Source organism: Micromonospora sp. ABR4_055, assembly GCF_056160425.1.
The window spans coordinates 20,043-37,956 of record NZ_JBSWXD010000056.1 but is presented as its reverse complement, the minus strand read 5'-3'; the positions used below and the strand labels follow the sequence as shown (position 1 = coordinate 37,956).

At 72.4% G+C, this 17,914-nt stretch carries 19 protein-coding genes; 14 read left to right on the top strand and 5 right to left on the bottom strand.

The features are described 5' to 3' along the window. Positions 1 to 141 precede the first annotated feature (141 nt). On the top strand, positions 142 to 1,635 hold the full coding sequence (locus ACXAHD_RS15130; protein ID WP_475051235.1) for a fibronectin type III domain-containing protein: 1,494 nt from the start codon (positions 142 to 144) through the stop codon (positions 1,633 to 1,635). Between the two features lie 428 nt (positions 1,636 to 2,063). Here the strand turns inward: ACXAHD_RS15130 and nshR are convergent, their stop codons facing one another. Then, a complete protein-coding gene (gene nshR / locus ACXAHD_RS15125; protein ID WP_289211481.1) occupies positions 2,064 to 2,969 on the bottom strand; it encodes an NshR/TsnR family 23S rRNA methyltransferase in 906 nt (301 codons plus the stop codon). 199 nt (positions 2,970 to 3,168) lie between these two features. Here nshR and ACXAHD_RS15120 point away from each other — a divergent pair, with 199 nt between their 5' ends. Both ACXAHD_RS15120 and ACXAHD_RS15115 read left to right on the top strand, forming a co-directional pair. Next, on the top strand, positions 3,169 to 3,777 hold the full coding sequence (locus ACXAHD_RS15120) for an Hsp20/alpha crystallin family protein (RefSeq protein WP_281552049.1): 609 nt from the start codon (positions 3,169 to 3,171) through the stop codon (positions 3,775 to 3,777). After that, on the top strand, positions 3,774 to 5,012 hold the full coding sequence (locus ACXAHD_RS15115; RefSeq protein WP_475051231.1) for a glycosyltransferase family 9 protein: 1,239 nt from the start codon (positions 3,774 to 3,776) through the stop codon (positions 5,010 to 5,012). Before ACXAHD_RS15120 ends, ACXAHD_RS15115 begins: the two co-directional genes overlap by 4 nt. Here ACXAHD_RS15115 and ACXAHD_RS15110 read toward each other — a convergent pair. Genes ACXAHD_RS15110 through rfaE2 form a run of 3 tightly spaced genes read right to left on the bottom strand, consistent with a single transcriptional unit; the run spans position 4,941 to position 7,989 of the window. Then, positions 4,941 to 5,345: a DUF2267 domain-containing protein gene (locus ACXAHD_RS15110; protein ID WP_475051229.1), complete on the bottom strand. Its 405-nt coding sequence runs from the start codon at positions 5,343 to 5,345 to the stop codon at positions 4,941 to 4,943. The genes ACXAHD_RS15115 and ACXAHD_RS15110 overlap by 72 nt on opposite strands. Then, positions 5,342 to 6,271: a glycosyltransferase family 2 protein gene (locus ACXAHD_RS15105; protein WP_281552046.1), complete on the bottom strand. Its 930-nt coding sequence runs from the start codon at positions 6,269 to 6,271 to the stop codon at positions 5,342 to 5,344. The genes ACXAHD_RS15110 and ACXAHD_RS15105 overlap by 4 nt, the downstream gene beginning before the upstream one ends. Then, positions 6,268 to 7,989 carry a D-glycero-beta-D-manno-heptose 1-phosphate adenylyltransferase gene (rfaE2, locus tag ACXAHD_RS15100; protein WP_475051227.1) on the bottom strand — a complete coding sequence of 574 codons (1,722 nt, stop codon included), beginning with the start codon at positions 7,987 to 7,989 and terminating at the stop codon, positions 6,268 to 6,270. The genes ACXAHD_RS15105 and rfaE2 overlap by 4 nt, the downstream gene beginning before the upstream one ends. A 129-nt stretch (positions 7,990 to 8,118) precedes the next feature. Here rfaE2 and ACXAHD_RS15095 point away from each other — a divergent pair, with 129 nt between their 5' ends. Both ACXAHD_RS15095 and ACXAHD_RS15090 read left to right on the top strand, forming a co-directional pair. Next, on the top strand, positions 8,119 to 8,640 hold the full coding sequence (locus ACXAHD_RS15095; RefSeq protein ID WP_281552044.1) for a MarR family winged helix-turn-helix transcriptional regulator: 522 nt from the start codon (positions 8,119 to 8,121) through the stop codon (positions 8,638 to 8,640). Next, entirely contained in the window at positions 8,637 to 10,220 is a 1,584-nt protein-coding gene (locus ACXAHD_RS15090; protein WP_281552043.1) for an MDR family MFS transporter, read from the top strand. Before ACXAHD_RS15095 ends, ACXAHD_RS15090 begins: the two co-directional genes overlap by 4 nt. Before the next feature lie 17 nt (positions 10,221 to 10,237). On the opposite strand, the gene ACXAHD_RS15085 is transcribed toward ACXAHD_RS15090, so the two are convergent. Further along, on the bottom strand, positions 10,238 to 10,732 hold the full coding sequence (locus tag ACXAHD_RS15085) for an NUDIX domain-containing protein (protein WP_282233348.1): 495 nt from the start codon (positions 10,730 to 10,732) through the stop codon (positions 10,238 to 10,240). Between the two features lie 135 nt (positions 10,733 to 10,867). Here ACXAHD_RS15085 and ACXAHD_RS15080 point away from each other — a divergent pair, with 135 nt between their 5' ends. The 9 genes from ACXAHD_RS15080 to ACXAHD_RS15040 all read left to right on the top strand — a co-directional run bounded on the left by ACXAHD_RS15080 (position 10,868) and on the right by ACXAHD_RS15040 (position 17,859). After that, a complete protein-coding gene (locus ACXAHD_RS15080) occupies positions 10,868 to 11,221 on the top strand; it encodes an ArsR/SmtB family transcription factor (protein WP_281552041.1) in 354 nt (117 codons plus the stop codon). Continuing rightward, entirely contained in the window at positions 11,221 to 11,508 is a 288-nt protein-coding gene (locus ACXAHD_RS15075; RefSeq protein ID WP_278173392.1) for a hypothetical protein, read from the top strand. Before ACXAHD_RS15080 ends, ACXAHD_RS15075 begins: the two co-directional genes overlap by 1 nt. A gap of 32 nt (positions 11,509 to 11,540) precedes the next feature. After that, complete coding sequence (locus tag ACXAHD_RS15070; protein WP_475051237.1) at positions 11,541 to 12,524, top strand: NAD(P)-dependent alcohol dehydrogenase; 984 nt, start codon at positions 11,541 to 11,543, stop codon at positions 12,522 to 12,524. Between the two features lie 124 nt (positions 12,525 to 12,648). Further along, positions 12,649 to 13,512, top strand: coding sequence for a glutaminyl-peptide cyclotransferase (locus tag ACXAHD_RS15065; RefSeq protein ID WP_281552040.1), 864 nt, complete (start codon positions 12,649 to 12,651; stop codon positions 13,510 to 13,512). An 80-nt stretch (positions 13,513 to 13,592) separates the two neighbouring features. Then, positions 13,593 to 14,600, top strand: coding sequence for an ABC transporter substrate-binding protein (locus tag ACXAHD_RS15060; RefSeq protein ID WP_281552039.1), 1,008 nt, complete (start codon positions 13,593 to 13,595; stop codon positions 14,598 to 14,600). Next, positions 14,597 to 15,418 (top strand): class I SAM-dependent methyltransferase, encoded by an 822-nt coding sequence (locus ACXAHD_RS15055; RefSeq protein ID WP_281552038.1) that lies wholly within the window; start codon positions 14,597 to 14,599, stop codon positions 15,416 to 15,418. Before ACXAHD_RS15060 ends, ACXAHD_RS15055 begins: the two co-directional genes overlap by 4 nt. Continuing rightward, a complete protein-coding gene (locus tag ACXAHD_RS15050) occupies positions 15,415 to 16,488 on the top strand; it encodes a FecCD family ABC transporter permease (protein WP_289211476.1) in 1,074 nt (357 codons plus the stop codon). Before ACXAHD_RS15055 ends, ACXAHD_RS15050 begins: the two co-directional genes overlap by 4 nt. Then, positions 16,485 to 17,255 (top strand): ABC transporter ATP-binding protein, encoded by a 771-nt coding sequence (locus tag ACXAHD_RS15045; protein WP_289211475.1) that lies wholly within the window; start codon positions 16,485 to 16,487, stop codon positions 17,253 to 17,255. Before ACXAHD_RS15050 ends, ACXAHD_RS15045 begins: the two co-directional genes overlap by 4 nt. Before the next feature lie 109 nt (positions 17,256 to 17,364). Beyond that, positions 17,365 to 17,859: a DUF6924 domain-containing protein gene (locus ACXAHD_RS15040; RefSeq protein WP_475051218.1), complete on the top strand. Its 495-nt coding sequence runs from the start codon at positions 17,365 to 17,367 to the stop codon at positions 17,857 to 17,859. The last annotated feature ends 55 nt before the right edge of the window (positions 17,860 to 17,914 follow it).

The window sequence follows — 17,914 nt, the reverse complement described above, 5'->3', positions numbered from 1 at the left end:
AGGGTGTCCAGGTCTTGCGTCACAACATGATCTTGGATGCCCTCTCCTCATGCCCGGACATCGACCCCTGACTTCGGAACTACTCGTCTAGATGTGATCGATCGGAATCGATAACTGGTTGGTGTCAACGGAGGGACAGCCGTGCGTACCCCATCCCACTGGCGCGGCGCCGCCGCGCTGACCATCGCCGCACTCATCGCCGTCATCCTGCTCGGCGCATCCCCCGCCGCCGCGCGGTACGGCGGACCGGCCGGCCCGACGACCCCGACCGCGCTGTGGGCCAGCACCAACGGCGTCGCGATCAGCCTGACCTGGCAGCAACCGCCCACCGGGCCACGGGTCCACTCCTTCCGGGTGTACGAGGGCGGAGAAGTGGTCGCCCGCACCAGCACCACGTCGGCGACGATGAACGTGCCCTTCGGCTCGTCACACGTGTACACCGTCACCGCCGTCGACCGGCACGGGCGGGAGTCGGCGCCGACCGACCCGGTGACCGGCCGCTCCTGGCTCTCCGGGGTCAACCCGGAGTGTCTGCCGACCCCGACCCTGCCGATCACCGTCACCGCCGTCACCGCGTCGGCGGTCTCGCTCTCCTGGCCCCGGCACCCGCTCGGCGGCGAACTGGAACTGCGGGTGGACGGCGTCAGCCTGGGCTGGACGTCGCTGACCAGCGCCCGGGTCGGCGGTCTGGCACCTGCCACCGATCACCAGATCCAGCTCTTCCGGCTCAACCAATGCAGCCCCGGATTCACCGAACCGGTCGGCTCGACCAGCGCCACGACCGCCGCCGGCGAGCCCGCGCGGCACGCCCCGCCTACCGACCTCACCGTCACCGGGCGAACCGACACCACCATCAGCCTGGCCTGGACCGCGCCGGCCGGACCGCCGCCGGACCGGTACGCGGTCTACGAGGGTGGCACCCGGGTCGCCGTCAGCGTCGGCACCACGGCCACCGTCCAGCGGCTCTTCCACGCCACCTGGCACCGCTTCACCGTCGCCGCGCTCGATTCCGCCGGCAACGAGTCGGCGCACAGCCCGGCGGTGTCAGCCAGCACCGAGACCTGCCTGGGCAGCCCGCCCCGGCCGGTCGGGCTGGCGGCGACCGCGCTCTCCCCGTCGTCGGTGCGGCTGAGCTGGACCTTCGACGCGACCGCCACCTCGTACACCGTCTGGGACGGTGACACGGCTGTCGCCACCTCCCGCTACCCGGAGACGGTCGTCTCCGGGCTGCCGTCGGCGTCCCGGCACGTCTACCGGGTCAGCGCGACCCTCCCTCAGCCCTGCGGCGAGACCCCACGCTCCGCCCCGGCGCGGGTCACCACCGCACCCGGTCCCGCCGCCCGGCCGGCGGCACCGGCGTCGCTCGAGGTGACCGGCAACACCCCCGGCAACTGGCCCACCGACGCTCGGCTCACCCTGGTGTGGTCTGCCTCCGTCGGAGGCGAGCCCGCCGTCAGCTACCGGGTGTACGAGGGAGCGACCGTCGTCGGCGCGACCGACGGGACCCAGCTGACGCTGCCGGTGGGCGGGGGGACCTGGCACACGTACACGGTGGTCGCCGTCGACGCCGCCGGCAACGAGTCGGCGGCCAGTCCGTCGGTGACCGCGCAGGGCATGTTCTATCCGCCGCCGTAGAGCAGGCGACGCCGCCCAACGGGGTTTCGGCCGTGCCGTCGTCAGCGCCGGGCCGGCGCCGTCGATCACCAGGACGGATCCGACCGTCGCACGCGCGGGGCTGCGGCAGACCGGCCGTACGTAGGCGGGCGAGGTGGAGCCGGCCGGAGTTCACCGCGTCGTACAGGGACACCGTGAGTGGCGGGTGGTGGTCGGTGCCTCGGCGAGATGCCCCTCGCCGGCTCCGAGGGGCCAAGGGTGTGTTCGATGACGTGATGCCAGAGGTGCATCTTGATGCACCTCTGGCATCAAGCCTGAACCGGTAGTCCGGACCATGGAGGTAACCTATCGCTGCAAGGAAAGCACCTGAAGTCACCAACGCGTATAGACGTCGACGATGGGCCCGATCTGCGGTGGCAGCCGGCGGATCAACCAACTCGTTGAGGTGGTCAGCGGCGGCGGCCCGGCCCGCCGGACGACGACGCCGGCCTTCTGGTGCGGCGCTTGGCGGGCTGCTGCTGAGCTGGCGCCGCAGGCTGTGGCGGGCGCCGACGGTCGGCGAGGTTCCAGTGGTAACGCTCGTACAGTGCGATCCCGGCGCAGACGGAGACGTTCAGCGACTCCGCGGCCGGGTCGATGGGGATCGACACCGAATGGCGGGAGATGCTCTCGAAGGAACGCGACGTGCCGGTCTTCTCGCTACCCAGCAGCAGGGCGAGCTGCTCGTCCGCGTCACGCAGATCGCTGACCGCGAGATCGCCGTCGGCGTCGAAGGCGATCAACGGGATGCCGGTACGCCGGAAGTAGCCGGTCGCCTCGGCCCGCGACGCGAGCACGATCGGCAGCGAGAAGACGTAACCCCGGCTGGCTCTGATCAGCCGCCGGTCCGCGATGGTGGTCAGATCGCTGTCCACCAGCACGATGCCGCCGGCGCCGAGCGCGAACGACGTGCGCACGATGGCCCCGATGTTGCCGACGATCTTCACCCCGTCCAGGACGATGAGGTCGCCGGTCGTCCGGGACAGCTCGTCGAAGCTCCACGGTCTCGGGACCCGGGCAATCCCGAACGCCTTGGGCTTCTTGTCGGTCCGGAACAGGTCGTTCATGATCGGAGCCGCTACCAGGCGGACCGGGATTCTCTCCCGCCGGCATGCGGTGATCACCTCGTCGGCCAGCGGGCTGGTCTGCACCCCGTAGACCTCGATGAACTCCAGCCCGGCGTGAATCGCCTGCACGAGCGGCTCGGTGTCCTCGATCAGCACGGTGCGAACGACGGATCGCGAATGCTTGGTGACGTCGATGATCCGCTGGACCGCCGGATCCGACCGCTCGGTGATGACATCGAGTTCCGCCACGACAACGACCCTAACCCACCCTGGGTCCGACACCGCCGCCGAGCGCCGCCGCTGCCGCCCCGGGCCTGGGCCGCCGAGGGCCGCTGCCGGCAGCGAACCGGGTTTGCCGCCCCGATCCAGGGGTACGCGCCGGGGATGCTGCCCCACTGACCGGGCGGGTCCACCCTCCCGCCCGGCCGAACCGCACGGGAGGTGTCCGATGAGCCAACCCCGCGACCAGATGCAGGAACGCGGCTGGGATCCGATCGGCAGTCTGCAGTCGCTCTGGTCGGAGCTGGGCCGGGTCTTCGGCGGCGACGCCGGCGTACCCGAGGTCGAGCTGCTGGACACCGACGACGGCTGGCGGGTGGTCGCCCGGCTACCCGGCGTCGCGCCGGAGGAGGTGGCGGTGGAGATCGACGGCGCGGACCTGTGCCTGCGGGGCCGGTCCGAGCAGGAGGTCAACGTCGACAACGGGCTGGCGGACACCGGTTCGACCGAGCGCGGCTTCGAGTACCGGCTGCGCCTGCCCAGCGGGGTGGACGTACACCGGATGGACGCGGTGATGGACCACGGACTGCTCACCGTCACGATGCCCCGGGCCGAGCCGGGCGGCCGCCGGTCGATCACCGTGGGCCGGCCGCAGCACCAGCAGCCGACCGCCGGTTCGGTCGCCGCCCGGTCCGGCCGGGCCGAACAGGTCCGGATCACCACGGACGGCACCGGGACCGTCGCGGAGGAGATCGATCCGGCCGCCGACCGGGAGATGCACCATCCGTACGCGGGTGAGGCGGACCCGCAGCGGCAGCAGGCCAGCACCGCCCGATGACCGCCGACCCGGCCCGGCCGGCCACGCTGGCCCTGACCGTCGACGCTGCCGGCGACCGGCTGGTGCCGGACGTGCACCGGATCGCGGTGCTGCGCGCCAACGCGCTCGGTGACTTCATTTTCGCCGTCCCGGCGTTGACCGCGTTGCGGGCCGCGTACCCGCAGGCGGAGCTGGTGCTGCTCGGCGCGCCCTGGCATGCCCGCTGGCTGGATGCCCGGCCGGTGGCCGACCGGCCGGGCCCGGTGGACCGGGTGCTGGTGGTGCCGGCCGCGGACGGTATCCGGGCGGCGCAGCCCGACGACGAGCCGGTCACGATGACCCAGTTCCTGGACCGGGCCCGGCGTGAGTCGTTCGACCTTGCGGTGCAGTTGCACGGCGGCGGCCGCAACAGCAATCCGCTGGTCGCGGCGCTGGGCGCGCGGGTCACCGCCGGATTGCGGGCGGCCGACGCGCCGCCGCTGGACCACTGGATCCGGTACGTCTACTACCAGCCCGAGGTGTTCCGCTACCTGGAGGTGGCCGGGCTCGTCGGTGCCGAACCGGTGACGCTGCAGCCCACGGTGCCGGTGACCGGCGCCGACCGGGCCGAGGCGGACCGGGTGCTCGGCCCGGCCCGGCGGCCCAGGGTGGTGCTGCACCCGGGGGCCAGCGACCCGCGCCGACGGTGGCCGGCGGACCGGTTCGCAGCGGTCGCCGACGCGCTGACCGACCGTGGTTTCGAGGTGCTGGTGACCGGCACCGGGCCGGAGCGGGACGTGGTCGCCGAGGTCAGCGCGGCGACGGCCCGGCCGGTGCGGACCGTCGTGGACGAGTTGAGCCTGGGCGGCCTGGCCGGGCTGCTGGCCGGCTGCGCGGTCCTGGTCGCCAACGACACCGGCCCGCTGCACCTGGCGGCCGCGGTAGGCGCGCCGACGGTCGGCATCTACTGGATCGGCAACCTGCTCAACGGTGCCCCGCCGGTACGCGGCCGGCACCGCCCGCTGGCCGCGTTCACCATCCACTGCCCGGTGTGCGGGATGGACGTCAGTACGGTCGGCTTCCCGGCCCGGGGCGACGGGCGCGACTGTGGCCATCAGGAGTCGTTCGTGACCGACGTGCCGGTCGCCGAGGTGGTCGACGCGGTGCTGGAGCTGGCTCCTGCGGCGTCCGGCGGCTGGGGGGAGTCAGCCGGCACCGGCGGCGTGCACCTGGACCGGCAGCGGGAACAGCTCCCGGACGTCGTCGGGCAACGGTAGCTGCACCCGGTACAGCACCCCGGCCGGGCAGTAGCCGGCGACGCGGTCCAACGCGGACCGCACACCGTCGCGAACCGTCCGGTCGTCGGCGTCGTACCGGGCGGTCCGGCGGCGGACCCGCCGGACCAGCTCGGCGGCGTCGAACCGCTCCGGCCGGTGCTCCGGGTCCGGGCGGTGGTCCGGGTCCGGACGGGCCGCCATCGCCAGCAGCGGCGGCAGCGCGTCGACCAGCAGCGCCGCCTCGCCGTCGGGCAGCAGTTCGACGAGGGTACGCAGCACCGCCACGTCCAGCTGCCAGATCGTGGTGGTCGGGCGGGCCAGCCGTACCGTCACGGTCCGACCTCCTGCCGCTGATGCCGTGACCCGCTGTCGGCCGCCGCCGGGGCGTACCCGGTCGTGTCCTCCTCGTCGAGCAGCAGCTGCCAGCATTCGACCCGCCGGTCGGTGACCGTGGTCGGTGACTCCAGGTGGAACGCGCCGCTGGGCACGATGCCGGCACCGCCGTAGCGGCTGAGCACCGCCAGCTGGGCGGCGACGTCCTCGCCCTGGTGCTCGACCGGCATCCGGGGCCAGAAGTCGAAACCGCCGGCGGCGACCAGCTTGGCCCGGTCGAACAGCACGCACCCGCCGATCCAGGACACCCGGTACGCCCGCCACTGGCCCTCGCCCAGCTGGAGCCGTTCGGTGACGTGCAGCAGGTTGGCGGCCGAGTGCAGCCGGGCGCGCGACCACTGCGGCGTACCGGGGCGAATCCGTTCCGGCTCCGGCCGGCCGTCCCATTCGACGTACCCGTCGTGGTCCTGCGGCCGTACGTCATCCAGGTAGGACAATCCGTGTACGGCGTTGCCGACGAAGCCACAACGCAGTTCGGTGATCGCGGTGACCAGTCGGTCGATCGTGCCGGGGGCGAGCCAGACGTCGTCGTCGAGCATGAGCACCAGTCGGGCGGTGGAGAGACTGAGCAGGTACGCCCGGTGCTCGGCCAGCCCGCGCCGGGGCAGCCGCCGGGTGAGCAGCACCGGGTGACCGGTGTGCCGCAGCGCCCGCACCATGGTGGCGGCGGCCGGGTCGGCCCACGCCGGCCCGCCGTCGGACTGGTCGCTGACCACCACCCCGAACCCGTCGGGGGCATCTTGCGCGGCGAGCCCGGCGAGGGTGGCGGCCAGCTCGGCGGCTCGGTTGCGGGTCGGGACGAGTACGTCGAGCAGCCGGTTGCGGCGGAACTCGACCGGGTCCCCGGGCGGCAGCGGTCTGCTCATCGGGCTCCTTCCGGGTGTGCTTGGGGTTCCGGGTGCGCTTCGGGTGGGCCGGCCGGCCCGCTGGTCGGGTTGATCGGGGCGGCCGCCGACCGGATCCGTTCGATGACCGCCGTGGTGGACCGGTCCGCGACGTAGCCGAGGATGTGCACCGCCCCGCCGAGCTGGCGGACCAGCGGCGCTTCGGGCACCATGTCCGGCGGGTAGTCGCCGCCCTTGACGTAGACGTCCGGCCGGATCCGCTCGATCAGCCCGGCCGGGGAGTCCTCCTCGAAGACCACCACGTGGTCGACGCTGGTCAGCGCGGCGAGCACGGCGACCCGGTCCTCGGCCGGATTGACCGGCCGGTCCGGCCCTTTCAGCCGCCGCACGCTGTGGTCCGAGTTGACGGCGACGATCAGCAGGTCGCCGAGGGCGGCGGCCTCCGCCAGGTAGCCGACGTGACCGCGGTGCAGCACGTCGAAGCAGCCGTTGGTGAAGACGATCCGGGCTCCGGCGGCACGCTGTACGCGTACCTGCTCGACGAGGTCGGCGGGGTCGGTCCCGGCGGCCGGGGTCGCAGCCGGGGTGGTGACCCGCCGGCCGCCGCTCTCGGCCGCGGCCGGGAACGCCTCGGTCAACGCGGTGGTCAGCGTGTCTCGGTGGCAGATACAGGTGCCGCAGTCTCCTACGGTCAGCGCGGCGGCGAGCTGGGCCAGCTCGTCGGCGACCGGCAGGGTGGCACCGGCGACCACCGACAGGGTGAGAGCGGCCAGGTAGGTGTCGCCGGCGCCGACCGCCCGGCTGGCCGCGACCGGCTCGGTACGGCAGTGGTGCGTGGCGCCGCTGCGGTCGCCGACGACTGAGCCGTCGGTGTCCAGGGTCACCGCCACCAGGTCCGCCCCGGTTGCGGCGTGCAGCCGGGGCAGCAGCCGCCGGGCGGCGGCGACGCGGTCGCGGTCCGGCGTGGGTTCGCCGACGACCGGTGCGGCCTCGGCGATGCTGGGCGTGATCAGGGTCGGTCGCAGCCCGGACCACCGGGTGAGGTCGTGGGCGTCGAGGGCCACGGTGCCGTACCGGTCCCGGTGCCGGATCAGCCATCGGCGGATCCGGTCGGGCAGCGCGCCGAGCCCGTAGTCGCAGATGACCAGGTCGGGCCGGACCACGTCGGGATTCGCCCCGGTGCCGTCGACATCCGGCTCGGCGGGGCCGAGCCGGATCTCCTCGGTGCTGGCGACGAGCGCGGCGAGCAGCCGTTCGACCTGTTCGGCCGGGAGCGGGCCGGCCGGCCCGCCGTCGTCCTCGCGGAGCAGGATCTGGTCGGCGGCGAGCAGCCGACGTTTCACCGGGGTACGGGTGCCCGGCTGGGCGACCATCCGGTCCTGCACGCCGGCCCGGTGCAGGCAGCGGGCCACCTGGTCGCCGACCGGGTCGACGCCGATCGGGGCGACCAGCAGCGGGCGGGCGCCGAGCGCGGCGAGGTTGACCGCGGTGTTCGCGGCACCGCCGGCGGCGATCTGGCGCCGGTCCAGGGCGAGCACCGGGGCGGGTGCCTCCCGGCAGAGCCGGGTGGAGGTGGCGAACCGCCATTCGTCGAGCATCGCGTCACCGACGACCAGGACGGGGTGGCCGGACCACTGCGCGACGAGGTCGCCGAGGCCGGTGGGATCGGCGCCGCCGGGCGGTCCGGCAGGGCCGGCCGGCCCGGTGCGGTGCCGCTGGTCGTTGGACGAGGGCCGCATGGGGCAGCGGGTGCCCGGGACGGGCGCGGTCAAACGTGCGGGTCGGTACATGTCGGGGATCACAGGTAAATCGGTTGGCTTTCCGCTCCGGCATGGCAGAATGCTTGTAGCAAGCAACTATCGGATGGGGTGAGATCGGCGGTGCACACCGACCCGCCGACCGGTCCCGACGCGGAGCTCATCGCCCTCGGCAAGCAGTTCGGCGTCTTCCACCGGTCGGTGCACATGTTCTACCAACGGCTGCGGTTCGACCCGCCGCTGGAGCGGGCGGCGTACACCCTGCTGGTGCGGATCGCCGGCGACCGGCCGGCCCGGCTCAGCGTGCTCGCCGACGGCCTCGGCCTGGACCTGTCCACGGTGAGCCGCCAGGTCGCCGCGCTGGAGGCGGCCGGGCTGGCCACCCGTACGCCGGATCCCACCGACCGGCGGGCCAGCGTGATCGCGGCGACCGAGCTCGGCGTGCAGGTCTACACCCGCAACCGGGCGATCTGGGTGGGCGCGATGCGGGACCTGCTGGCCGACTGGTCCCCGGACGAGATGAGCGAGTTCGGGCGGTTGCTGACCCGGCTCAACGAGACGATCACCGCCCGCTACGGGGGGACGGATCCGGCGGATCGCTGTCCGCGGGGGGAAGGGGAAACACCACAATGACGACCACAGAGGAGCGGGTCGCGCCAGCGCTCAGTCGCCGGCAGATCCTGCTGCTGCTGGCCAGCCTGATGACCGGGATGCTGCTGGCCGCGCTCGACCAGACCATCGTCGGGGTGGCGCTGCCCACCATCGTCGGCGAGCTGGGCGGGATCAACCACTACTCGTGGGTGGTCACCGCGTACCTGCTGGCGTCCACCGCGTCGACGCCGCTGTACGGCAAGACCGCCGACCTGATCGGCCGCCGACCGGTGTTCCTGTTCGCGATCGGGATGTTCCTGCTGGGCTCGTTGCTGGCCGGCATGTCGCAGAACATGACCCAGCTGATCGTCACCCGGGGCCTGCAGGGGCTCGGCGCCGGCGGTCTGATGACCCTTGCGTTCACCATTATCTCGGACGTTGTGTCGCCCCGCGACCGCGGGCGCTACCAGGGCCTGTTCGGCGCCGTCTTCGGCCTGGCGTCGGTGGCCGGGCCGCTGGCCGGCGGCTACTTCGCGGAGACGAACTGGCGCTGGATCTTCTACATCAACGTGCCGCTGGCGATCATCGCGATGGTCATCTGCTGGTACGTGATGCGGCTGATCCCGTTCCGGCGGCGGGACCACGCGATCGACTGGCTCGGCGCGACCCTGCTGGTGGCCGGGGTCAGCGCCATCCTGCTGGCGCTGAGCTGGGGTGGCGGCGAGTACGCCTGGGGCTCCCCGGTGATCATCGGACTGTTCGCCGTCGGCGCGGTCCTCGCCGCGATCTTCCTCGTCCAGGAGTCCCGGGTCGCCGAGCCGATCCTGCCGCTGAGGCTGTTCCGGGAACCGACCTTCGCGCTGGCCAACGCCGCCGGCTTCGTGCTCGGTCTGGCCATGTTCGGGTCGATCATCTTCATCCCGCTCTACCTGCAGATCGTCAAGGGCGCCTCACCGACGGCCAGTGGTCTGCTGATGCTGCCGATGATGGCCGGCATCATCGTCACCTCGGTGGCCGCCGGACGGGCGATGACCCGGTACGGCCGGTACAAGTGGTTCCCGGTGGCCGGCTCGGGGGCGCTGGTCGCCGGTGGTCTGCTCTTCACTCAGCTGGAGGTGACCAGCCCGCTCTGGCAGGCGTTCCTGGTGATGGTGGCGGTCGGTGTCGGGCTCGGGCTGTCCATGCAGTCGCTGGTGCTCGCCGTGCAGAACGCGATCCCGCTGCGCGACCTGGGTGCCGGCACCTCCACGGTGACCTTCTTCCGGACGCTCGGCGGCTCGTTCGGGGTCGCGATCCTCGGCGCGGTGCTCAACGCACGGCTGACCGGTGAGCTGGCCGACCGGATGCCCGCCGCGATCGCCCAGCTGCCGCCGGAGCAGGCCGCCGACATCGCCGCCGCCGGCGGCGCGGAGATCTCGATCGACCAGCCGGCGGTGATCCTGGCGCTGCCCGACCCGGTCCGGGACGCCATCCAGTACGCCTTCGTGGAGTCGCTGCACACGGTGTTCCTGGTGACCGGCATGGTCGCGGTTGTCGCCGTGCTGATCACGTTGGTGCTGCCGGACCGGGAGCTGCGCGGCGAGGTCGAGTCGCAGACCACCTCCGCCGACCTCGCCGGATAGCCCGTAGGCGTCCGGGTCTACTTCAACACCAGTTGGCCGGAGTGCTCGAAGGCGGCCAGATCGGTGAGGGTCTCGCCGACGGTGCCGGCCAACGGGGCCGGCATCTCGGCGTGCGCGAAGAACCCGGCGTCGGTGGTCTCGTCGGTGACGGTCAGCAGCTCGCCGGCGAAGCCGTCGACCCGGAAGCAGACCACGAAGAGCTGGTACGTGTCGTCGAACATGTTGGTGAAGGTGTAGTCGGCGCCGGTGTGCATGGCGAACGGGGTGACCCCGGCGGCCCGCAGCCCGGTCTCCTCGTAGACCTCCCGGGCGGCGCAGCCGGCGATCGACTCGCCGAGCTCCATCGCGCCGGCCGGTAGCGCCCACAGCCCGTTGTCCGACCGCCGGATCAGCAGGACCCGGTCGTCGGGGTCGCGGACCACACAGCGGGCACCGACAAACATCAGGGTACGGTCGCCGGCCAGCGCCCGTAGCTGTCCGAGGTACGAATCCGCCCAGGAGATGCTGGCCATGGGTCAACCTTAGGTCAGCCGGGCACTGACGTTCGCGTGGCCGGACGACTGCGACTGCTCAGCGTCCGTTGGCGGGGTGGTCCTGTCCTGTTATGCTTTCACCTGTCAGATAGACATGACACATGAAGGAGAGCGATGACATCGGCCACGCCCTCCGGTGACGATCTGGTCGAGAAGCTGGCGGCGCTGGCCAACCCGCTGCGGCTGCGGATCCTCGGCCGGCTCGCCGCCGGTCGGGACTACGTCAGTCACCTCTCCCGCGAGATCGGCATCAGTCGTCCGCTGTTGCACATGCACCTGCAGCGGCTGGAAGCCGCCGGCCTGATCGTCGGGAGTCTCGAGCTGTCCGAGGACGGAAAAGCCATGAAGTACTACGAGGTTGCCGATTTCACCCTGCACCTGACCCCGTCGACGCTCGCCGCGGCGGCGACCACCCTCACCGGACCGGACCCGTCGGCAGCGGGCCCCGCGCGTAAGGAGAAGTCCTGATGTACGTCTTCGCCGCCGAGGGCGGCAACACCTGGCCAGATGTCGTGTTCATCCTCGGCGTACTGACCCTCGGCGTGTTCCTGATCGTGGTGGTCGTCGCCTCTCTGCACGAGTTCCGCAAGACGAAGCTGCTCGCCAGCCAGGAGGAGGCGATGCGTCAGCTTGTCCGCCGCTACGAGCAACTCGCTGAGAACTCGGTCGACACGCAGCAGCGGGTCGCGGCCGACCTGGCCGAGCTGCGGACCCGGACCAGCGCCATCGAGCAGATTCTGCGGACCGTCGAATGAGCGCCGGTCGGACCACCCCGGTCACCGACACCATGCGGGCGATCGTCCAGGACCGCTACGGGTCCGCCGAGGTGCTGACCGTGCGGCAGCTGCCGTGTCCGTCCATCACGGACAAGCAGCTGTTGGTACGGGTACAGGCCGCCTCGATCAACTACGCCGACCTGGTGTTCGTCACCGGTGAGCCGTACCTCGCCCGGTTGGCCTTCGGCCTGTCCGCCCCGCGGGCGAAGGTGCGCGGGCGCGACGTCGCCGGCGAGGTCGTCGCGGTCGGCGCGGCGGTCTCCGACTTCCGCCCCGGCGACCGGGTGTACGCCGAGATCGACAGCGGCAGCTTCGCCGAGTATGCCGCCGTCCCCGCCGACCGGGCCTGGCGTACCCCGGGGAACGTCACCCCGGTGCAGGCGGCGACGGTGCCGCTCGCCGGGGTCACCGCCTGGCAGGGGTTGCGGGACCACGGCCGGCTCCAGCCCGGTCAACGGGTGCTGGTCAACGGGGCCTCCGGCGGGGTCGGCACCTTCGCGGTGCAGCTCGCCAAGGCGCTCGGTGCCGAGGTCACCGGGGTCTGCCGGGACCGCAACGTCGACCTGGTGCGCTCACTCGGCGCGGACGACGTGATCGACTACACCCGCGAGGACTTCACCCGGTCGGGTCGGCAGTGGGATCTGATCTTCGACGTGGCAGGTCGGCACCGGCTGACCGACTGCCGCCGGGCGTTGACCCCGCGCGGGACGTTGGTCCTGTGTGGCGGTACGGGTAGCCGCTGGTTCGGCCCGGTGGGCCGGCTGCTGCGGTCGAAGGTCTGGGCGCCGTTCGTCAGCCAACGGGTGACCGGGTTCCTGGCCAGGCCGGGGCAGCAGCCGCTGCGGGAGCTGACCGAGCTGATCGAGGCCGGCCGGATGGTCCTCCCGGTGGAGCGGACGTTTCCGCTGGACCGCGCGGCCGAGGCGGTGCGGTACTTCGTCGAGGAGCATCCCCGATCGAAGATCGTGGTCGAGGTGACCCCGGCCGGGTCGTGATCGACACACGCTGGTCGGCTCGGGCGTCCCGGCCCGTCCGCCGGGTGCGGGACACCCGGCCGCCGGTGCGCGACACTTGTCGACGACCCGACGGCGGACCGGAGCCGTGCGCGGGGGTGCAGCCGTGAGCGGAGCGGAGGTGGGCGGCGTGCTGGGTCGGCGACGGGCCGTGGTGGTGCTGCTGGCCGCCGTCACAGTGGCCGCCGCCGCGGCATACGCCGGGTCGCGGTCCGCCGGGCCGGCGACGGTACCGCTCGTCGACGGGCGGTCCGCGGCGGTCGTGCCCGTCGAACAGTTGCGGGTGGAGGTGCTGGCCCGCTACCCGCACGACACGGCGGCGTTCACCCAGGGGCTGGAGCTGGTCGGTTCGGACCTGTACGAGGGCACCGGCCAGTACGGCGAGTCCGAGTTGCGGGTCGTCGACCTGGCCAGCGGCACGGTGCGGCGTCGGGTGAGTCTGCCGGACACCGTCTTCGGCGAGGGCATCACCGTGCTGGAGTCGCGGATCTGGCAGATCACCTGGCGGGAGGGTGTCGCGTACGAGCGCGACCGGGAAACCCTCGACGTGCTGCGCGAGGTGACCTACGACGGCGAGGGCTGGGGCATCTGCCACGACGACGCGGCGGACCGGCTGGTGATGAGCGACGGCACCGACCGGCTCACCTATCGCGATCCGGCCACCTTCGACCAGATCGGGTCGGTCACGGTGACCCGCGCCGGTACGCCGGTACGCGACATCAACGAGCTGGAATGCGTCGACGGCCAGGTCTGGGCGAACGTCTGGCGGACCGACGAGATTGTCCGGATCGACCCGGCGAGCGGGCAGGTGGTCGCCGAGGTCGACGCCGGTGGGCTGCTGGCCGGTGCGGAGCGGGCCGGGGTGGACGTGCTCAACGGCATCGCGGCGGTGCCCGGCACCGACGAGTTCCTGATCACCGGCAAGTACTGGCCGGCGCTGTTCCGGGTCCGGTTCGTCCCAGGCTCCTGACTCACAACTCAGCGCCGTCGGCGCGCTCGGAGCCAGTACCCCCTGCTTGACCTGCGGCGGAGCCGTGCTAGCTTGCCGACATGAAAACCGTTACCGTTTCCGCTGGGCTAGCGGTGGTGCTGACGGTCGGCTTGTCCGGCTGTGCCACCGCCAGCCCCGATGTCGATGCCGAGGCCGCTGCGCCCCCGGAAGCCGGTGCCGTCGAGATCACCAACTGCGGCACCACGCTGACCGTGACCGAACCGCCGCGCCGTGCCCTCACCATGGAACAGAACGCCACCGAGATCATGCTCAGCCTCGGGCTGGCCGACCACATGATCGGCACCAGCTACCAGACCGACCCGGTGCTGCCCGAACTGGCCGCCGACTACGCCGACGTGCCGGTACTCGCCGACCTCTACCCCAACCGCGAGGCCGTCCTCGACGCCGCACCCGACTTCGTCTACTCCACCTTCACCTCCGCGTACGGCCCGGACGCCGCCGGCCCGCGCGCGGACCTCGCGGCCCTGGACGTCCCCGCCTACCTGTCCCGGTTCGCCTGCGAGGACCCGGCTACCGGCGAGACCGAGTTCCACTTCGACGGCATCTTCACCGAGATCACCGAGATCGCCACCATCTTCGGCGTCGCCGAGCGGGGCGAGCAGGTCGTCGCCGACCAGCGTGACCGGTTGGCCGCCGCGACCGCGACCGCCGACGCCCCGGCCGGCACCGACCTGCTCTGGTACTACTCCGGCACCGCCACCCCGTACGTCGCCGGAGCCGGCGGCGTGCCCGCCGCCATCAGCGCCGAACTCGGGGTGAGCAACGCCTACGGCGACGCCGAGCAGACCTGGCCGGCCGGCAACTGGGAGGAGATCGCCGCCCGCAACCCCGACGTGATCGTCCTCGCCGACCTGACCCGCGGCGGAGACGGCGACAGCGCCCAGTCGAAGATCGACTTCATGCGGAGCAACCCGACCACCGCCGCACTCGACGCCGTCAAGGCCGGCCGGTTCATCACCGTCCCCGGTTCGTCGATGGACCCGTCCGTACGCAGCGTCACCGCCGTCGAAGCGGTCGCCGCCGCCCTCAAGGAGCTGAACCAGTGACCGACCTGACCACCGAACCCGCACCCGACCTGACACCTGACCCGACCACCGCGCCGCCGCTCGACCCCGCCGAGGCGCGGCGGCTACTCGACCTGTGGGACACCCAGCAGTCCGCGTACGTCGCCTACCGGGAAAACCGCTTCCAGGTGCTGCTCGACCTGCTCAGCCTGCACCTCGGCGACCGGCCGATCACCGTGCTCGACCTGGCCTGCGGGCCCGGAGCGATCTCCGACCGGGTGCTCGCCGCGCTGCCCCGGGCCCGGTGCGTCGCCGTCGACTACGACCCGGTTCTGCTGCGTATCGCCGCCGGGGCACTCGCCGGTCACGGCGACCGGATCGACGTACGCGACGTCGACCTGGTCGCCGACGACTGGGCCGACCGGCTCGGCGTCGACCAGGTCGACGCGGTGCTCAGCTCCACCGCCCTGCACTGGCTCACCCCGACACAACTGCTCGCCGTCTACACCGCCGCCGCCGGGCTGCTGCGTCCCGGCGGCATCCTGCTCAACGCCGACCACCTGCACTTCGGGCCGGAGCATCCGACGTTGGCGGCGGTCGCACAGCGGCACGACGAACGCACACAGCAGGCCGGCTTCGCCGCCGGGGCGCTGCGCTACCAGGACTGGCACACCGAAGCGGCCCGGGTACCGGCCCTCGCCGCGCTGGTCGCCGAACGGCAACGGCGGTTCGCCGACCGCCCGAAGCCGCCCGACGCGCCACTGGAGTTTCACCTCGCCGCGCTGCGTACCGCCGGGTTCACCGAGGTCGGCACGGTCTGGCAGTACCTCGACGACCACGTGGTGTTCGGCCGCCGATGACCCTCACCCCGTCGCGGACGCCGCCGACCACCCGGACCCGGGTACGGGCGGCACGGGGCACCCGTACCCGGGCACCGGTGTTGATCTTCGCCGTCGCCGCGCTGGCGCTCAGCGTCGCCGGGGCGACCACCATCGGCACCGCCGATCTGACCGTCACCGACGTGTTCCGCACCCACGGCGTACACCTCGGGCTGCCGCTGGAGCCGCTACCCGCACTGGCCGACAGCATCGTGTGGAACCTGCGTACGCCCCGGGTGCTGCTCGCCGGGCTGGTCGGCGGCGGCCTGGCGGTCTGCGGCGCGGTGCTGCAGGCGTTGACCCGCAACCCGCTCGCCGACCCGTACCTGCTGGGCATCTCCGCCGGTGCCTCGACCGGCGCGGTGTCGGTGCTGGTCCTCGGGCTCGGCGTCGGCGCCGGTGCGCTCACCGGCGGCGCGTTCGCCGGTGCGGTCGCCGCGTTCCTCGCCACCCTGGCTCTGGCCGGTCGACGGTGGACCGAACCGTCCCGGATCCTGCTCGCCGGGGTCGCCGTCGGCCAGCTGTTCGCCGCCGTCACCAGCCTGATCGTGGTCTCCGCCGCGTCACCGCAGCAGACCCGGGGGGTCACCTTCTGGCTGCTCGGTTCGCTGACCATGGCCGGCTGGTCGACGGTGGCGCTGGCCGCAGCCGTGGCCGCCGGGGCGCTGCTGATCTGCTGGGCGGCCACCCCGGCGCTGGACGCGTTCGCGTTCGGCACCGACGTCGCCCAGTCGCTGGGATTCTCCCCGGTCATCGTGCGGGCGCTGCTGTTCGGCACCACCGCGTTGCTGGCCGCGGTGCTGGTCGCGGCGAGCGGCGCGATCGGCTTCGTCGGGCTGACCGTGCCACACGCCGCCCGGTACCTGGTCGGTTCCCGGCACCGGATCCTGCTGCCCACCTGCGCCGTCATCGGTGCCACCTTCCTGATCTGGGCGGACACCGCCGCCCGGACCGTGTTCGCGCCGCAGGAGGTGCCGGTCGGGGTGGTCACCGCGCTGCTCGGGGTGCCCGCGTTCGCGCTGCTCATCCGCCGCCGGCAGGCGCCGGCATGAGACTGCGGGCTGAGAGGATCACCTGGGCGGTACGCGGAAAGCCGCTGCTCGCCGACGTCACCCTCGACGCGCCCGACGGCACCCTGGTCGGGCTGCTCGGCCCGAACGGCTCCGGCAAGTCCAGCCTGCTGCGGGTGCTCGCCGGCCTGCAGCGACCCGACTCCGGCCGGGTGCTGCTCGACGGGGTCGACACCCGGTCCATGCCGCGCCGGGTGCTGGCCCGGCGGCTCGCCGTGGTCACCCAGCATCACGCCTCCGACGCGGACATGTCGGTGCTGGACGTGCTGCTGCTGGCCCGGATCCCGCATCGGCCGCTGCTGGCGGCCGGCTCGGCCGCTGACCTCGCCGCCGCCGAGCAGGCACTGGTCGACGCCGGGTTGGCCGGCTTCGCCGACCGGCGCTGGTCGACGCTGTCCGGCGGGGAGCGGCAGCGGGTCGACATCGCCCGTGCGCTGCTGCAGCAACCGCAGGTGCTGCTGCTCGACGAGCCGACGAACCACCTGGACGTCCGCTACCAGCTGGACCTGCTGGAACGGTTGGCGGCCGGCCCGCCGACGGTGATAGCAGCCCTGCACGACATCAATCTGGCGGCGCGGTTCTGCGATCGGATCGTGCTGCTGAACGGCGGCAGGGTGGTGGCCGCCGGCTCCCCGGCACAGGTGCTCACACCGGCCCGGATCGCCGAGGTCTACGAGGTCCACGCGCAGGTCGACGACGACCCGGACGGCCGTCCGTACGTCCACTTGCGAAGCGTGGTGTGGGGGTGACGCGCATGCCCGACCGATCGGACCGATTCCGCTACCATGCCGCCGATCCGGCTCACGTCTCTGCGGCGTGGGGCCCGGTGTCGCCGCCGATCCGAAGGAGCCAACCGAGATGCCTACCCGTCCGCTGATCGTCCGGACCGATGACCTCGAGTTCGAGCCGTGCGTGGTGCGGACTGACTTCTCCGACGAGGCGGCCTGGCAGCAGGTTCTGCGTCGGCTGAAAAACGACCCGGTACGTTCCACCGACCTCCCTGCGGCGGCGGTCGTCGACGACCCGGCCTTCGACGGCGCCACTGTCGAGGAGGTCCTGGCGGCGTTCGCGGCGGACGACAGCCCGGCGGTGTTCTTCGTCGCCGATGCTGTGACCATGCGCGGCGAGCAGCCGCTGCTCGCCGTCAAGGTCCAGGACGACGAGGACGACGCTCCGGACGAGGGCGACGAGGACGACGACGGGTTCGTGGAGCCGACCCGCGATCAGCCGTTTCGGCTGCTCCCTGAGACGGTGCTGAGCGTGCACGGCAACCTGACACTGGCCAACATGGACTTCGAAGACTACGGTCCAAGCGACGACGATCCGACTACATACGTCTATCGTGGACTGTAGCTGCTGGTCGCTGCGTCGCGCCGCTACCCCACCGACTTTCATTGACAGTCAGGAA

Excerpts from the sequence above, each read along its gene's own strand:
- ACXAHD_RS15120 (WP_281552049.1), top strand. The coding sequence starts at position 3,169 with ATGAGCCAACCCCGCGACCAGATGCAGGAACGCGGCTGGGATCCGATC.
- ACXAHD_RS15115 (WP_475051231.1), top strand. The coding sequence starts at position 3,774 with ATGACCGCCGACCCGGCCCGGCCGGCCACGCTGGCCCTGACCGTCGAC.
- ACXAHD_RS15105 (WP_281552046.1), bottom strand. The coding sequence starts at position 6,271 with ATGAGCAGACCGCTGCCGCCCGGGGACCCGGTCGAGTTCCGCCGCAAC.
- rfaE2 (WP_475051227.1), bottom strand. The coding sequence starts at position 7,989 with ATGCGGCCCTCGTCCAACGACCAGCGGCACCGCACCGGGCCGGCCGGC.
- ACXAHD_RS15090 (WP_281552043.1), top strand. The coding sequence starts at position 8,637 with ATGACGACCACAGAGGAGCGGGTCGCGCCAGCGCTCAGTCGCCGGCAG.
- ACXAHD_RS15085 (WP_282233348.1), bottom strand. The coding sequence starts at position 10,732 with ATGGCCAGCATCTCCTGGGCGGATTCGTACCTCGGACAGCTACGGGCG.
- ACXAHD_RS15080 (WP_281552041.1), top strand. The coding sequence starts at position 10,868 with ATGACATCGGCCACGCCCTCCGGTGACGATCTGGTCGAGAAGCTGGCG.
- ACXAHD_RS15075 (WP_278173392.1), top strand. The coding sequence starts at position 11,221 with ATGTACGTCTTCGCCGCCGAGGGCGGCAACACCTGGCCAGATGTCGTG.
- ACXAHD_RS15070 (WP_475051237.1), top strand. The coding sequence starts at position 11,541 with ATGCGGGCGATCGTCCAGGACCGCTACGGGTCCGCCGAGGTGCTGACC.
- ACXAHD_RS15060 (WP_281552039.1), top strand. The coding sequence starts at position 13,593 with ATGAAAACCGTTACCGTTTCCGCTGGGCTAGCGGTGGTGCTGACGGTC.
- ACXAHD_RS15050 (WP_289211476.1), top strand. The coding sequence starts at position 15,415 with ATGACCCTCACCCCGTCGCGGACGCCGCCGACCACCCGGACCCGGGTA.
- ACXAHD_RS15045 (WP_289211475.1), top strand. The coding sequence starts at position 16,485 with ATGAGACTGCGGGCTGAGAGGATCACCTGGGCGGTACGCGGAAAGCCG.
- ACXAHD_RS15040 (WP_475051218.1), top strand. The coding sequence starts at position 17,365 with ATGCCTACCCGTCCGCTGATCGTCCGGACCGATGACCTCGAGTTCGAG.